15 protein-coding genes are annotated in these 15,150 nt (G+C 70.9%); 8 read left to right on the top strand and 7 right to left on the bottom strand.

The window, feature by feature from the left end; all coding sequences use genetic code 11:
• The first annotated feature begins 11 nt into the window (after window positions 1–11).
• The gene (locus ACVDFE_RS23970) at window positions 12–800 is read left to right on the top strand and encodes a crotonase/enoyl-CoA hydratase family protein (RefSeq protein ID WP_458431926.1); all 789 of its coding nucleotides are present in this window, start codon (window positions 12–14) and stop codon (window positions 798–800) included.
• Window positions 801–930: 130 nt separating this feature from the next.
• Complete coding sequence (locus ACVDFE_RS23965; protein ID WP_458431925.1) at window positions 931–1,530, top strand: hypothetical protein; 600 nt, start codon at window positions 931–933, stop codon at window positions 1,528–1,530.
• Between the two features lie 239 nt (window positions 1,531–1,769).
• On the opposite strand, the gene kstD is transcribed toward ACVDFE_RS23965, so the two are convergent.
• From kstD to ACVDFE_RS23945, 4 genes are read right to left on the bottom strand one after another with little or no spacing between them, the layout of a single operon-like run.
• The gene (kstD, locus tag ACVDFE_RS23960) at window positions 1,770–3,476 is read right to left on the bottom strand and encodes a 3-oxosteroid 1-dehydrogenase (protein WP_458431924.1); all 1,707 of its coding nucleotides are present in this window, start codon (window positions 3,474–3,476) and stop codon (window positions 1,770–1,772) included.
• A complete protein-coding gene (locus tag ACVDFE_RS23955) occupies window positions 3,473–3,928 on the bottom strand; it encodes a pyridoxamine 5'-phosphate oxidase family protein (RefSeq protein WP_458431923.1) in 456 nt (151 codons plus the stop codon). Before ACVDFE_RS23955 ends, kstD begins: the two co-directional genes overlap by 4 nt.
• A complete protein-coding gene (locus ACVDFE_RS23950; protein WP_360389012.1) occupies window positions 3,921–5,429 on the bottom strand; it encodes an acyl-CoA synthetase in 1,509 nt (502 codons plus the stop codon). The genes ACVDFE_RS23955 and ACVDFE_RS23950 overlap by 8 nt, the downstream gene beginning before the upstream one ends.
• Before the next feature lie 25 nt (window positions 5,430–5,454).
• Window positions 5,455–6,483 carry an LLM class F420-dependent oxidoreductase gene (locus tag ACVDFE_RS23945; RefSeq protein WP_458431922.1) on the bottom strand — a complete coding sequence of 343 codons (1,029 nt, stop codon included), beginning with the start codon at window positions 6,481–6,483 and terminating at the stop codon, window positions 5,455–5,457.
• 45 nt (window positions 6,484–6,528) lie between these two features.
• Between ACVDFE_RS23945 and ACVDFE_RS23940 the strand changes: the two genes are divergently transcribed.
• The 5 genes from ACVDFE_RS23940 to ACVDFE_RS23920 are packed head-to-tail and all read left to right on the top strand — an operon-like array spanning window position 6,529 to window position 10,981.
• Window positions 6,529–7,473: a Zn-ribbon domain-containing OB-fold protein gene (locus ACVDFE_RS23940; RefSeq protein WP_458431921.1), complete on the top strand. Its 945-nt coding sequence runs from the start codon at window positions 6,529–6,531 to the stop codon at window positions 7,471–7,473.
• Window positions 7,474–7,482: 9 nt separating this feature from the next.
• Window positions 7,483–8,535 (top strand): thiolase domain-containing protein, encoded by a 1,053-nt coding sequence (locus ACVDFE_RS23935; protein ID WP_458431920.1) that lies wholly within the window; start codon window positions 7,483–7,485, stop codon window positions 8,533–8,535.
• Window positions 8,536–9,681 (top strand): thiolase domain-containing protein, encoded by a 1,146-nt coding sequence (locus tag ACVDFE_RS23930; RefSeq protein ID WP_360389024.1) that lies wholly within the window; start codon window positions 8,536–8,538, stop codon window positions 9,679–9,681.
• Window positions 9,678–10,538, top strand: coding sequence for a TIGR03619 family F420-dependent LLM class oxidoreductase (locus tag ACVDFE_RS23925; protein WP_458431919.1), 861 nt, complete (start codon window positions 9,678–9,680; stop codon window positions 10,536–10,538). Before ACVDFE_RS23930 ends, ACVDFE_RS23925 begins: the two co-directional genes overlap by 4 nt.
• The gene (locus ACVDFE_RS23920; RefSeq protein WP_458431918.1) at window positions 10,535–10,981 is read left to right on the top strand and encodes a nuclear transport factor 2 family protein; all 447 of its coding nucleotides are present in this window, start codon (window positions 10,535–10,537) and stop codon (window positions 10,979–10,981) included. Before ACVDFE_RS23925 ends, ACVDFE_RS23920 begins: the two co-directional genes overlap by 4 nt.
• On the opposite strand, the gene ACVDFE_RS23915 is transcribed toward ACVDFE_RS23920, so the two are convergent.
• Genes ACVDFE_RS23915 through ACVDFE_RS23905 form a run of 3 tightly spaced genes read right to left on the bottom strand, consistent with a single transcriptional unit; the run spans window position 10,959 to window position 13,787 of the window.
• Window positions 10,959–11,831, bottom strand: coding sequence for a fructosamine kinase family protein (locus ACVDFE_RS23915; RefSeq protein ID WP_458431917.1), 873 nt, complete (start codon window positions 11,829–11,831; stop codon window positions 10,959–10,961). The genes ACVDFE_RS23920 and ACVDFE_RS23915 overlap by 23 nt on opposite strands.
• Window positions 11,828–12,649 (bottom strand): SCO6745 family protein, encoded by an 822-nt coding sequence (locus ACVDFE_RS23910; RefSeq protein WP_458431916.1) that lies wholly within the window; start codon window positions 12,647–12,649, stop codon window positions 11,828–11,830. Before ACVDFE_RS23910 ends, ACVDFE_RS23915 begins: the two co-directional genes overlap by 4 nt.
• A 10-nt stretch (window positions 12,650–12,659) precedes the next feature.
• On the bottom strand, window positions 12,660–13,787 hold the full coding sequence (locus ACVDFE_RS23905) for a steroid 3-ketoacyl-CoA thiolase (protein WP_458431915.1): 1,128 nt from the start codon (window positions 13,785–13,787) through the stop codon (window positions 12,660–12,662).
• Between the two features lie 128 nt (window positions 13,788–13,915).
• Here ACVDFE_RS23905 and ACVDFE_RS23900 point away from each other — a divergent pair, with 128 nt between their 5' ends.
• Window positions 13,916–15,142 (top strand): cytochrome P450, encoded by a 1,227-nt coding sequence (locus ACVDFE_RS23900; RefSeq protein WP_458431914.1) that lies wholly within the window; start codon window positions 13,916–13,918, stop codon window positions 15,140–15,142.
• Window positions 15,143–15,150: the final 8 nt, after the last annotated feature.

Here is a 15,150-nt window from a genome sequence, read left to right as displayed (position 1 = left end):
AGGCACCCCGGATGACGACCACTGCAGAGCCGCATTGCCTGGTGGAGCGCAGCGGGCACGTCCTCGTGGTCACGATGAACCGGCCGGAGGCGCGCAACGCGTTGTCCGGCCCGATGATGGCCATCATGCGCGAGGCGTGGGACCGCGTGGACGACGATCCCGACGTGCGCGTGTGCGTCCTGACCGGTGCAGGCGGGGCGTTCTGCGCGGGCGCGGACCTCAAGGCGATGACGCAGAACCACCCCGGCGAGACCACGGGGTACGACTTCTCGGTGATCGAACCGCTGCTGAAGGGTCGCCGGTTGACGAAACCGCTCATCGCGGCCGTGGAGGGTCCGGCCATCGCGGGGGGAACGGAGATCCTCCAGGCGACGGACATCCGGGTGGCCGGAGAGAGCGCCCGCTTCGGCGTCTCCGAACCGCGCTGGGGCCTGTTCCCGCTGGGCGGTTCGGCGGTCCGGCTGCCCCGGCAGATCCCGTACACGGTCGCGGCCGACCTGCTGCTGACCGGGCGGCACATCACGGCACCGGAGGCCAAGGAGATCGGCCTGATCGGTCACGTCGTGCCGGACGGCCAGGCGTTGACCAAGGCGATGGAGCTGGCCGACCTGATCTCGGCGAACGGTCCGGTGGCGATCAGGGCGATCCTGCGGACCATCCGCGAGACCGAGGGCATGCACGAGAACGACGCGTTCACAGTGGACGCCCGGCTGGGCATGGAGGTGTTCCGCAGCGAGGACGCCAAGGAGGGACCGCGGGCGTTCGCGGCGAAGCGGAAGCCGGACTTCCAAGGCCGCTGACGCCTTCAGCTCGTTCCAGGCCGCGTGGAAAGATCGCGAACGGACGCCGGAATTGTGTCCGTAGAGCGGATGGATCTTCCGGCGGCGCCTGCGAACGTGAGCGGGTCACCTTCTCTCAAAAGAGATCCCGATGCACCACAGGCACCGCTTCGCCGCACTGCTCACGACCACCCTCGTGGCACTGGCGCTGACCGCCGCACCCGCCGACGCGGCCACCGCTCCGAATGCCACGACGGGTGCGCCCGGCTCGTCGAAGTCCAACTCCGCCATCCAGGCGCCGACACTGCCCAGCCAGCTCCGCGCGCAGGCGGCGAGAACCGTCTGCCTCAACGCACACCTGCAGAACATCGGCTGGCAGGGCTGGGTGTGCGCCGACGACGGCGCGGGTGCGCTCGTCGGCACCACGGGCCAGAACCGCCAGATCGAGGCGCTCGCCGTGTCCTCGGCGGGCACCGGCGGGATCTGCGCGCAGGCGCACGTCTCCGGTCTCGGCTGGCTGAGCCAGGTCTGCGTGGCCGACGGCAACATCGGCGTCGTCGGCACGACCGGCCAGGGCCGGCAGATGGAGGCGCTTGGCCTCGGCGCCCCGTCCGCGACGACGTGCGCCAACGCCCACCTGTCCGGCATCGGCTGGCAGGGCGCGGCGTGCGCGGGCGCCGGCGTGGTCGCGTTCGTAGGCACCACCGGGCAGTCCCGGCAGATGGAGGCGCTGATCGGCTCGGTGAGCTGAGCACGCCGGGTGTGGGGTCTGCGACCGGGCCCCACACCCGCTCACCCTCGCTCTGCCGGCATCTGCAAGTACCACCAACTCAACATCAACGGGCACTTTTCCACTACCAACAACGCCTCCGGCTGCCCCGCGGCACGAGACGTGGCTCGGCACGCGGCGACCATGTTGGTGGTAGTTGGCGGCGATTTGATCAAGGGTTGGCAGTACTTGCAGATGCCAGAACAGCAAGGAAGGTCGGGTTAGATGTCGTTCGCGGCGATGTAGCCGAACGTCATGGCCGGGCCGATCGTCGAACCCGCGCCGGCGTAGCTGCGGCCCATCACCGCGGAGCTCACGTTGCCCGCCGCGTACAGGCCAGGGATCACCGAGCCGTCCGGCCGCAGCACCCGAGCGCGCGCGTCGGTGACCATGCCGCCCTTGGTGCCGAGGTCGCCAGGAACGATCTTGAACGCGTAGAACGGCGGCGCCCACAACGGTGCCAGGCACGAGTTCGGGATGACCGCCGGGTCGGTGTAGTAGTGGTCGTAGGCGCTGTCGCCGCGGTGGAAGTCGGTGTCACGGCCGGAGAACGCCTGGTTGTTGAACCGGCTCACGGTCGCCTTCAACGCGGCCGCGGGCACCCCGATCGCCGATGCCAGGCCGTCCAGCGACCAGTTCCTCACCACCGCGCCGTTCTGGTACCAGCCGTCCGGCAACGGCAGCGCGGGCGCGACGTCGGCGAACAGGTAGCGGTTGCGGTAGTTCTGGTCGACCACCAGCCACGCCGGGATGCACGGCGCGGAGGGGTTCTTGTCGTACATGACATGCACGACGTCGCTGTAGGGCGCGGCCTCGTTGACGAACCGCTGCCCGAGCTGGTTGATCATCAACCCGCCCGGCAGCGTGCGCTCGGCGAGGCAGAAGTACGGCGAGCCGGGTACCGGGATCGCGGGGCCCCACCAGGCGTCGTCCATGAGGTCGAACGCGGCACCGAGGCGTTGGCCGGCGCGGTGGCCGTCGCCGGTGTTCTCCTTGGCGCCCACGGTCCACTGGGTGCCGATCGGCTGTTGCTGGTACTGCGCGCGCATGGCCGCGTTGTGCTCGAAACCGCCCGAACCCATGATCACGCCACGACGGGCGCGCACGAGTCCACGTGAGGTCACGACGCCACGCACGGCACCACCGACCACGTGCAGGTCGACCAACGGCGTGTTCAGCCACACCGGCACACCGGCCTGCATCAGCCCCAGCCGCAACGCACCGGCCAGCGACTGGCCCATGGTCAACGGCTTCTGCCCGGCCAGCGCGGCAGCGGTACCGCGGGCCAGCGCGGCGGCGGCCACCGCGGCGCCCTTCGCGTTCACCAGGGCCAGCGCCAGCCACTTGTAGTCGGCGCTGAAGATGACCATGCCCGGTGGCACGGCGAGGTACGGCGGGTTGAGGTTCGCGAGCTCGGCGCCGAGGAGGGTGCCGTCGAACACGTCCGGCTCGATGGAACGACCGCGCGCGATGCCGCCGGGGTACTCCGGGTAGTAGTCGCTGTAGCCGTCCATGTACCGGAACCGCAGCGGGCTGTTGCGCAGCACGAACGAGATCATCCGCGGACCGGCGCTCAGGTAGGCCTGCTGTCGTGCCGGCGGGATGTCGCCCACCACGGCCGACAGGTACTGCGCGGCCTTCGCCGGGGTGTCCTGGACGCCCTCGGCGAGGATCACCTCGTTGTTCGGGATCCAGATGCCCGCGCCGGAGCGTGCGGCGGAACCACCGAACGTCGGCGCCTTCTCCACCACCACGACGCTCAGCCCGCGTTTGGCGGCGGTCAGCGCGGCGGTCATGCCGGCGGCGCCCGACCCGACCACCACCACGTCGTACTCACCGAGGTCCGCCTCGGCGGTACCGGTGTGCACGAGGCCGGAGGCCAGCGCGAGGCCTGCTCCGGCGAGCACCTGACGGCGGTTCAGGGTCATGGGGTCACTCCCGACATCAGCTTCCGGTGGTCCCAGCTGGCCGTCCTGGTCGGACGGAAGATCACGGCCACGCGCCGCGCCATGGCCTTGCGCAGGGCGTCCCGCTCGGCGTCGGACGAGCCGACCTCGCCGAAGTTGCGCGCCACCACCGCGTCGACCACGCGGCCGAGGTCGGGTGTGAACTCGGTGACGCCCTCCATGTGCACGCCGCGCAGCTGGTCGTAGGTCTCCCCCGCCTCGGCGAGCACGCTGCACCGCGGTTCGCGGCGCAGGTTCACGACCTTCTGCGACTTGCGGTCGGTGCAGAACACGATCTCGCCGTCCAGCCACGCGAACCACATCGGCGCCAGGTGCGGCAGGCCGTCGCGCCCGATGGTCGCCACGACCAACGTCTTCTGCCCGGCGAGGAACGCGTCGACCTCGGCCGGGGTCATCCTGATGCGGTCACGCATCGCGCAGTTTCCGCTTGTACAGCTTGCCGTTCGGGTCGCGCGGCAGCTCGGCCAGGTACTCGATCGTGCGCGGCAGCTTGAACTTCGCGAGCCGGGTGCGGGCGAACTCCAGCAGCTCGTCGGTCAGCTCCTGGCCGGGTTCGACGCCGTCGACCGGCTGCACGACCGCCTTGACCTGCTCGCCCCAGTCCGGGTGCGGGATGCCGAAGACGGCCACGTCGGCGACCTTCGGGTGGCACACCAGCTCGCCCTCGACCTCGGCCGGGTAGATGTTGACCCCGCCGGAGATGATCATGTCGTTCTTCCGGTCGCACAGGAACAGGTAGCCGTCCTCGTCGAGGTACCCGACGTCCTGCAACGTGAACAGCTTGCCGACGCGGGCAGCGCGGGTCTTCTCGGCGTCCTTGTGGTACTCGAACGTCGCGTCGCCCATCCGCAGGTAGACCAAGCCGCGCTCACCGGCGCGCAGCTCGTTCCCGTCCTCGTCCAGAACCTTGATCTCCGACGTGGGCCACGGCAGCCCGACCGATCCGGGCTTGCGCAGCCACTCCTGCGCGCTGATCACCGTGCCGCCGCCCTCAGTCGCCGCGTAGTACTCGATCACGACCGGCCCCCACCAGTCGAGCATCCTGCGCTTGACCTCGACCGGGCACGGCGCGGCGCCGTGGATCATCGCGCGCAACGACGACAGGTCGTACCTGCCCTTCACCTCGTCGGGCAGCGCGAGCAGGCGGTGGAACTGGGTCGGCACCATGTGGCTGTGGGTGACCTTGTGCCGCTCGATCAGCCGCAGCATGTCCTCGGGGTCCCAGTGGTCCATCAGCACGGTGGTGTGCCCGAGCTGGATGGAGATGACCACGAAGTTGAGCACCGCCGTGTGGTAGAGCGGCGACCCGCACAGGTGCACGTGCCCGTCGAACGGCCGCAGGCCGAAGATGCCGAAGAACCACGGCGCCGAGCCGGGTACGACGTCCGGGTCGGCGCCGGTCAACGGCCTGCGCACGCCCTTGGGCCGCCCGGTGGTGCCGGAGGTGTAGAGCATCGGCGACCCGGTCGTGCGGACGTCGGGCCGGCCCTCTTCGCCCTCGCCGAGACTCCCCAACGGCCGGAAGCCGTCGATCTCGCCCACCGCGAACTTCGCTTCGGACGGCAGACCCGCCGCCGCTTCGACCGCTGCGGCGGCGAAGCGTTCATGACCTACGAACGCCTTGGCACCGCTGTCCTGCACGAGGTACGCCACCTCGGCGCCGGTCAGGTGCCAGTTCGCCATCACGACGTAGAGACCGGTCTGGTAGGCGGCGAAGTACACCGCCACGAGCTCGGCGCTGTTGGGCAGCATCAGCACGATGCTGTCGCCGGGTGTCAGCCCCAGGGCCTGGAACCCCCGGCCGTACCGGTTCGCCTCCGCCGCCAGCTCCCGGTAGGTGGTCCCACGGCCGCCGGGGTCGACCAACGCGGTCAGGTCCGGCTGCTCCGACGCGGTGTTCCAGAGTCCTGCCACTCCCTCAAAGTAGAACGTGTTTCATCTACTGACAAGCCTCGGAGACGGCCTTGATCGAGTCGGTGTCGCGGCAGCCGACGAGCAACTGGGTGACCCCGGCGGCCTCCCACCGGGCGACCTCCGCGCGCACCTCCTCGGCGCTGCCGACGATGCTGATCTCGCGCACCAGCTCGTCCGGGACCACCTGCGCCGCCTCGTCCTTGCGTCCCGCCTGGTAGAGCTTGCCGATGTCGGCGACAACCTCGCCGTATCCCATGCGGGTGAACACCTCGGCGTGGAAGTTCATCCCGGGCGCACCCATCCCGCCGATGTACAGGGCGACGAACGGCTTCAGGAACCCGCGCACGCCAACGGGATCGTCGGTCACGACCACCTGGCAGGTGGCGGCGACCTCGAAGTCCGCCCGCGTGCGCCCCGCTTTCGCCAGCCCCTCCTCCAGCCACTCGTCGTACATGCCGGCCAGGCGCGGCGCGTAGTAGATCGCGAGCCACCCGTCGGCGATCTCCGCTGCCAGCGCCACGTTCTTCGGCCCCTCGGCACCCAGCCAGATCGGCAGGCCGGCGCGCAGCGGGTGGGTGATCGGCTTGAGCGGCTTGCCCAGCCCCAGCGCACCCGGCCCCCGGTACGGCAACGGGTAGTGCGGACCGGCGTTGGTCACCGGCGCCTCGCGGGCCAGCACCTGCCGCAGCACCGACAGGTACTCCCTGGTCCTGGTCAGCGGTTTCGCGAACGGCTGCCCGTACCAGCCCTCCACCACCTGCGGGCCGGAGACGCCCAGCCCGAGGACGAACCGCCCGCCGGACAGGTGGTCCAGCGTCAACGCGTGCATCGCGCACGCGGCCGGTGTGCGCGCGGACATCTGCACGACCGACGTGCCGAGCCGGACCCGTCGGGTGGCAGATCCCCACCACGCCAACGGGGTGAAGGCGTCGGAGCCCCAGGCCTCCGCGGCGAACACCGCGTCGAACCCGCACTCCTCCGCCGCCGCCACGAGTTCGGGGGCGTTCGCGGGCGGCGCAGCGCCCCAGTAGCCGAGCTGCAGACCGAGCTTCATGCCGCCATCTTGCCACCATTTCGAGAACCTGTTTCACTTTGATCTGTGCCTAGGCCCCTGAGTGCTCCGCTGGACGTGGGCTTCGACTACACGCGCTCGACCGGACCCACGCTCGGCCGCTTCCTCTCCGACCTCCGCCGCAGGAAGGTCACCGGCATCCGCGGCGCGGACGGCCGTGTGCACGTGCCGCCGCTGGAGTACGACCCGGTGACCGCCGAGCGGCTGACCGAGTTCGTGGACGTGGCCTCGACCGGTGTCGTGCGCGGGTGGTCGTGGATTCCCGAACCGCTGGAAGGCCAGCCGCTGGACCGCCCGTTCGCGTGGGCGCTGGTCCAGCTCGACGGCGCCGACACGTCGATGCTGCACGCCGTCGACGCGGGATCACCCGACCGGATCTCCACCGGCGCCCGCGTCCGGGTGCGCTGGCGCGACGACCGGGTCGGCGCGATCACCGACATCGAGTGCTTCGAGCTGTCCGGCGATCCGGGCGACGAGCCGGTCGAGGCCGACGACGTCACCATGGTCACGACCCCGGTGCACCTGCACTACACGCACACCGCGTCGCCGACCGAGGACCCGTTCCTGCGCGGGCTCATGGAGGGGCGGCTGGTCGCGCAACGCTGCCCCGCGTGCGAGAAGGTGTACTTCCCGCCGCGCCCGGCCTGCCCGACCGACGGTGTGCCCACGACCGATCCGGTCGAGCTGTCCGACCGCGGCACGATCACGACGTTCTGCGTGGTCAACGTGCCTTTCCTGGGCCAGCGCATCCCGCCGCCGTACGTGTCGGCGTACGTGCTGCTCGACGGCGCGGACATCCCGTTCCTGCACCTGCTCCTGGGCGTCACGCCCGAGGACGTGCGGATGGGCATGCGCGTCGAGGCGGTGTGGAAGCCGCGCGAGGAGTGGGGCCCGACGATGCAGAACATCGACCACTTCACGCCCTCCGGTGAGCCGGACGCGCCGTTCGACTCCTACTCCCAGCACCTGTGAGGGGCCCGCATGCGTGACGTCGCTGTGGTCGGTTTCGCGCAGACGCCCTGCGTGCGCGAGACCGACGGCACCACCAACGGTGTCGAGATGCTGGTGCCGATCTTCCACGAGGTGCTCGGCGGGCTCGGCCTCACGAAGTCCGACATCGGGTTCTGGTGCTCGGGCTCGTCGGACTACCTGGCGGGGCGGGCGTTCTCGTTCGTGTCCGCCGTGGACGCCATCGGCGCGTTCCCGCCGATCATGGAGTCGCACGTCGAGATGGACGCGGCGTGGGCGTTGTACGAGGCGTGGGTGAAGCTGCGGTGCGGTGAGGTGGACACGGCCCTGGTGTACGGGTTCGGCAAGTCGTCGGCCGGACAGCTGCGGCGGGTCATGGCGATGCAGCTCGACCCGTACGTCGTGACGCCGCTGTGGCCGGACTCCCTGGGTCTGGCGGGCATCCAGGCGCGGATGGGCATCGAGAACGGCCTGTGGAGCGAACGCGCGATGGCCGAGGTGGCCGCGCGGTCGCGTGCGGCGGCGATGTCGAACCCGCTGGCGCAGCTGTCCGGACCGGTGTCACCGGAGGACCTGCTCGACGAGCCGTACGTGGCGGACCCGTTGCGGCGGCACGACTGCGCGCCGATCACCGACGGTGCCTCGACGATCGTGCTGGCCGCCGGTGACCGGGCACGCGAACTGTGCGAGCGACCGGCGTGGATCACCGGATTCGAGCACCGGGTCGACTCGCCGTCGTTCGGCACGCGCGACCTCACGGCGTCCCCGTCTGCGGTGGCCGCGGGCAAGGCGGCCGGTGCGGACGGGGTCGAGGTCGCCGAGCTGCACGCGCCGTTCACGCACCAGGAGCTGCTGCTGAGCCAGGCGCTCGGGCTCGGCGACAGCACGGTCAACCCGTCCGGCGGGGTGCTCGCCGGCAACCCGATGTTCGCGGCGGGCCTGTCGCGGATCGGCGAGGCGGCCCGCCGGGTGCACGACGGCACGGCCGCGAAGGTGCTCGGGCACGCCACCAGCGGGCCGCTGCTGCAGCAGAACCTGGTCTGCGTGATGGAAGGGCGGGACTAGATGCGACCGGCAGCTGTGGTCGGCACCGGCCAGACGCACCACGCCGCGAAACGGCTCGACGTGTCGATGGCGGGCCTGTGCCGCGAGGCGGTCGACCGCGCGATGGCCGACGCCGGCGTGGACTGGCCGGACATCGACGCCGTGGTGCTCGGCAAGGCACCGGACCTGTTCGAGGGCGTGATGATGCCCGAGCTGTTCCTCGCGGACGCGCTGGGAGCGGTCGGGAAACCGCTGCTGCGCGTGCACACCGCGGGCTCGGTCGGCGGCAGCACGGCGAACGTGGCCGCGTCGCTGGTCCAGGCCGGGGTGCACGAGCGCGTGCTGGCCGTGGCGTTCGAGAAGCAGTCGGAGTCGAACGCGATGTGGGCGCTGTCGGTGCCGACGCCGTTCACGATGCCGGTGCACGCGGGCGCTGGCGGGTACTTCGCACCGCACGTGCGCTCCTACATCCGCCGTTCCGGCGCACCCGAGCACGTCGGCGCGATGGTCGCCGCCAAGGACCGCCGCAACGGTGCCATGAACCCGTACGCGCACCTGAAGCAACCCGGCATCACGGTCGAGTCGGTGCGGGCGTCGCAGATGCTGTGGGACCCGATCCGCTACGACGAGACGTGCCCGTCCTCGGACGGCGCCTGCGCGGTCGTGATCTCCGCCGAGCCAACGTCGTCGCGCGCGGCCTGGGTCCACGCCACCGCGATGCGCACCGAGCCCACGACGTTCGCCGGGCGCGACCAGGTCAACCCGCGGGCCGGTCAGGACGCGGCGCGGGCGTTGTGGCGGCAGGCAGGCATCACCGACCCGCTGTCCGAAGTGGACGCGGCCGAGATCTACGTGCCGTTCTCCTGGTTCGAGCCGATGTGGCTGGAGAACCTGGGCTTCACCGAGGCCGGGCAGGGCTGGAAGCTCACCGAGGCCGGCGAGACCGAGATCGGCGGGCGGCTGCCGGTGAACCCGAGCGGCGGCGTGCTGTCGTCGAACCCGATCGGCGCGTCCGGGCTGCTGCGGTTCGCCGAGGCCGCGATGCAGGTCATGGGCACGGCCGGCGACCACCAGGTCGACGGGGCGCGGCGTGCGCTGGGGCACGCGTACGGCGGTGGGTCGCAGTTCTTCGCCATGTGGGTCGTCGGATCGGAGAAGCCAGCATGAAGTTCACCGTCGGCATCGCGATGAGCCCGCTCGACCAGCTGACCGAGCTGGCCCGGTGCGCCGAGGAGTGCGGGTACGCCTCGATCGCGCTGCCGGACTCGCTGTTCTTCTCGGAGGAGGTGTCCGCGGACTACCCGTACACCCCGGACGGCTCGCGGATGTGGAACGCCGAGACGCCGTGGGTGGACCCGTTCGTGGCCGCGGCGGCGATGGGCGCGGTGACCTCGCGCATCCGCTTCTACACGCAGGTGCTGAAGCTCGGCTCGCGCAACCCGTTGCTGCTGGCCCGCCAGATCGGTTCGGTCGCGCACCTGACCGGCAACCGGTTCGGGCTCGGTCTCGGGCTCGGCTGGTCGCCGGAGGAGTTCGAGTGGTGCGGTGTGCCCTTCAAGAACCGGGGACCGCGGGTCGACGAGATGATCGACGTGCTCAAGCTGGTGCTGGGCGGTGGGATGGTCGAGTACCACGGCGACTACTTCGACTTCGACCGGTTGCAGATGTCGCCGGCACCGACCGCGCCCGTGCCGTTCTACGTCGGCGGCCACTCCCCCGCGGCGTTGAAGCGCGCCGCACGCGTCGGCGACGGCTGGACGTCGGCGATGATCAGGTTCGAGGAGCTGAGGTCGGTGATCGCGCAGCTCGGGGACCTCGGGGCGTTGGAGCGGCCGTTCGAGGTCCAGGCGGTGTGCGTCGACCGGTTCGGGCTCGACGGGTACCGGCAGCTGGAGGAGATCGGCGTGACCGACGTGATCGTGCTGCCGTGGCTGTTCCACGGCGTCGGGTTCGACGGGTCGGTGGAGGCGAAGAAGGACGGGTTGCGGCGGTTCGCCGACGAGGTGCTGGAGGAGTTCTCATGACCGCGGTGAGCTGGAACGCCTCGAAGGCGGAGACCCCGGCGCGGGTGGCGTCGTGGAGGTCGATGGACGCCGTGACGCGCGGGGCGAAGGACGAGTGGCTCGCGCTGTTCGCCGAGGACGCGGTGGTCGAGGACCCGGTCGGCCCGTCGATGTTCGACGCGGAGGGCAAGGGCCACCACGGCAAGGAGGCCATCTCCGCGTTCTGGGACCTCGCCATCGCCAACGTCGAGCGGTTCGAGTTCACGGTGCACGACTCGTTCGCGGCGGGATCGGAGTGCGCGAACGTCGGCGTGATCTCCGCGTTCCTGCCCGGTGGCGCGCGCGTCGACACCGAGGGTGTGTTCGTCTACAACGCCGGCGAGGACGGGTTGATCAGGTCGGTGCGCGCGTTCTGGGAGACCGAGCGCGCGATGGCCACGTTCACCCAGCCCGGAACGGCTTGAGCAGGGCGCGGACCTGGTCCGCGGCGCCCCAGCCGTGGTCGAACATGGCGATGAGGGCGAGGCTCTGGCGCAGCTGGACCACCGGCATCCGGCTGCGCCAGTCGTCGTCCAGGCCGGTCAGCTCCGCATAGACGGCGAAGAACCGCTTCGCCTCCGGCGGGTGCGGGGAGCACCACAGGTGGGCCAGGTCGACCTCGGCCCAGGTGTACGACACCGCCGGGTCGATCACCGCGGGCCGGCCGTCCGCGGTGGCCAGGACGTTCTGGGCCCACAGGTCGCCGTGGGTCAGGCAGGCCGGGTTCGCCGGCAGCAGCTCGGGCAGCCGGTCGCAGAGCCGTTCCAGGGCGCGCCGGTCGCGTTCGTCGAGCGCCGCCCTGACCCGCCGCTCCGGCAGCCAGCGCAGCAGGCGGTGCCGCGCGAAGAACTCGTGCCCGTCGGCGGTCCAGGTGTTGACCTGCCGGTAGCGGCCGAGCCAGTTGTCGTGCTCCCAGCCGAACCGGTCGTGCACCGTCGAGGTGTGCAGCCGGGCGAGCGCGTGGGCGAGCTGCTCCCAGAACGCTTCCTCGGTCGGCCGTTCGCGCAGCACCGACAGCGCCAGCAGGTCGCGGGTCACGAGGACGACCTCGGGCGTGGTGAGCCCGCCGCGTTCCCGCAGCGCCCGCAGCCCGTCCGCCTCGGCCGCGAACAGGTCGTCCGCGGGCACGTCGGCGAACGACTTCACGAACAGCGGCGGGTCCGGGTCCCTGACGGCGATGCCCGCGACCGCCGCGAGGCCGCCCTCGACCGGTTCCACGGCCGTGACGTCGGTCAGTCCGGCGGTGTGGAGGCGGTCGAGCAGCAGGGCGGTCACCGCGACCCGGCAGCCGCGAGCACCGCGCTGATCGGTTCCAGCTCGGTGACCAGCTCGTCGAGCTCGTCCGGGGTGAGGGCCTCGTAGGGCGCCTCGGCGAGCTCGTCGGTGAGGGCCTCGATGCTCTGCTGCAGCGCGCGACCGGCGTCGGTGAACCGGCCGTCCTCGACGAGGCCCCGGTCGCGCAGGCCCGCCATGACCGCCGCCAGCCGTTCCTGCGGCAGGTGGTGGATGCGGCCGAACGACTCGGGCGGGTGGACGCCCATCGCGATGGCACTGATGACGTGCGCCTCCGTGCCGCCGACGCGGTGGGTGACGAGGGCCGCGACGTGCCCGTCGCCGCGGTGCTCGCGCAGCACGGTCGCGGAGTGCCACAGCCGGGTGAGCGGGTCGGCCGGGATCGGCAGCGCGCGCAGCCCGGCGTACATGACCCGGCCGTCGGTGGGCGCGCTCGTGGCGGCCTTCGTGGTGAGGTCGGCGGCCCGGTGCACGCCCTCCGCGCCGGCCAGGTCGCCCAGGATTCGGCGCAGGGAGGCCACGCTGCCGCGTTCCCGTGCGGCGAGGGACTCCTCAGCCGGGATCTTCTCCCACGCGCTCGGGATGTGCCGCGCGGCCTCGCCGGGACCGAAGTTGTAGAACGCCGCGTGCACGACCTCCGCCGGCACGCGCCCCAGCGGTGCGGCACGGCTGGCGAAGTAGCCGCTCCAGTAGTTGCGGTGGCCGAGAGCGGCGTACTCCTCGCCAACCTCGTCCTCCATGTACGTGACGAGGCAGATCGGTTCGAGGAGCTCGTGCATGCGACGGGCGGTTCGGGCCATGCGCTCCAATCTAGAGCCGTTCGATGATCGTCCCGGTCGCCAGCGCACCACCCGCGCACATCGTGACCAACGCCGTCGTGCCGTCCCTGCGCTCCAGCTCGTGCAACGCCGTGGTGATCAGCCGGGTGCCGGTGCTGCCGACGGGGTGCCCGAGCGCGATGGCGCCGCCGTTGACGTTGACCCGGTCGAGGGTGGGCCGGTGCACCGCCGCCCACGACAGCACGACGGACGCGAACGCCTCGTTGACCTCGAACAGGTCGATGTCGCCGATCTTCATGCCGCTGCGGTCGAGCAGCCGGTTCGTGGCGTCCACCGGCCCGTCCAGGTGGTAGTACGGGTCCGACCCGACCAGGCACTGCGTGACGATGCGGGCCCGCGGCCGCAGCCCGTGGGCCCGCGCCCAGGCCTCGTCGACGACCATCACCGCGCTGGCGCCGTCGGAGATCTGCGAGGACGTGCCCGCCGTGTGCACGCCGCCGGGGACCACCGGTTTCAACGCCGCCAGCTTCTCGAGGCTGGTCTCGCGCAGGCCCTGGTCGGTGTCGACGAGCTCCTGCCCGACCTTGACCGGCACCACCTCGGCGGCGAACCGCCCCTCTGCCCACGCCCGGCGGGCCTTGGTCTGCGAGGCGACGCCGAACCGGTCGACCTCCTCGCGCCCGATGCCGCGGCGGGCGGCCACCCGTTCGGCCGCCACGAACTGGTCGGGCAGGTCGATGCTCCACGACTCGGGCCGCGGCATCCCGGAGTCGCCGATGTTGGCCCGCAACGGCACCCGGCTCATCGCCTCGACGCCGCAGGCGATGCCCACGTCGATCGCGCCGGTGGCGACCAGGCCGGCGACCAGGTGGGTGGACTGCTGCGCCGACCCGCACTGGCAGTCGACGGTGGTGCAGCCCGTCGTCCGCGGCAGTCCGGCGTGCAGCCAGGCCGTGCGCGTGATGTTGTTGGACTGTTCACCCGCCTGGGTGACCGTGCCGCCGATGACCTGTTCTACAGCGGACGGGTCGACTCCGGTCCGGTCGAGCAGACCCCGCTGTACCGCACCGAGGAGCTCGGCGGCGTGCAGACCGGACAACCAGCCGTCACGCTTGCCGATGGGCGTGCGCACCGCTCCCACGATCACCGGACTCCCCACGCGGGCCTCCCCTCGCCAAAGAACTAGAACACGTTCCTTTTGCTGACCAGCTTGGCCGCATGGGGGCTTCACCACAAGCTACAACCGTGTTTGAATCGGTTAGAACGCGTTACAGCTAGGAGGTGCTCGTGAGCAAGCCGCGCATCCCGGAGGGCTTCGACTTCACCGACCCCGACATGTACGCGACCCGCCTGCCGTTCGAGGAGTTCGCCGAGCTCAGGCAGACCGCGCCGATCTGGTGGAACGCCCACCCGCACGGCCAGGGCGGGTTCGCCGACGACGGGTTCTGGGTCGTGTCGAAGCACGCCGACGTCAAGGAGGTGTCGCGCAACAGCGAGCTCTTCTCGAGCTGGGAGAACACCGCGATCATCCGGTTCGCCGACGACCTGCCGCGCGACCGCATCGAGATGCAGCGGCTCCTGCTGCTGAACATGGACCCGCCGGTGCACACCAAACAGCGCGGCATCATCTCCCGCGGCTTCACGCCCAGGGCGATCAACGGTCTGCGCGCGGCCCTGAGCGCGAGGGCCGAGCAGATCGTGACCGAGGCGAAGGAGAAGGGCTCCGGCAACTTCGTCACCGACGTCGCGTGCGAACTGCCCCTGCAGGCGATCGCGGAGCTGATCGGCGTCCCGCAGGAGGACCGCCGCAAGATCTTCGACTGGTCGAACCAGATGATCTCCTACGACGACCCGGAGATCGACGACGACCCGCTGACCGCCGCGACCGAGCTGCTCGGCTACTCCTGGACCATGGCCGAGGACCGCCGTTCGTGCCCGCGCGAGGACATCGTCACGAAGCTCGTCCAGGCCGATGTGGACGGTGCGGGCCTCAAGTCGGAGGAGTTCGGCTTCTTCGTGCTGCTGCTGGCCGTCGCCGGCAACGAGACCACCCGCAACGCCATCACGCACGGCATGAAGGCGTTCTTCGACCACCCCGACCAGTGGGAGCTCTTCAAGGCCGAACGCCCGGCCACCGCCGCCGACGAGATCGTCCGCTACGCCACGCCGGTGGTCGTGTTCCAGCGCACCGCGACCCAGGACACCTCGCTCAGCGGCGTGGAGATCAAGAAGGGCCAGCGGGTCGGCCTGTTCTACTCGTCCGCGAACTTCGACGAGGAGGTCTTCGACCACCCGGAGCGGTTCGACATCACCCGCGACCCCAACCCGCACCTGGGGTTCGGCGGCAACGGCGCCCACTTCTGCATCGGGGCCAACCTGGCGCGGCTGGAGATCGACCTGATCTTCAACGCCATCGCGGACCACATGCCGGACATCCGGGAGGCCGGGGCACCGCGGCGGCTGCGGTCGGGGTGGTTGAACGGGATCAAGGAGTTCCAGGTCGAGTACGGCTGAGGCCGGAG

It is taken from the genome of Lentzea chajnantorensis (assembly GCF_054300775.1).
The sequence above is the reverse complement of the archived record's forward strand: the minus strand, read 5'-3'. Positions and strand labels throughout refer to the sequence as shown.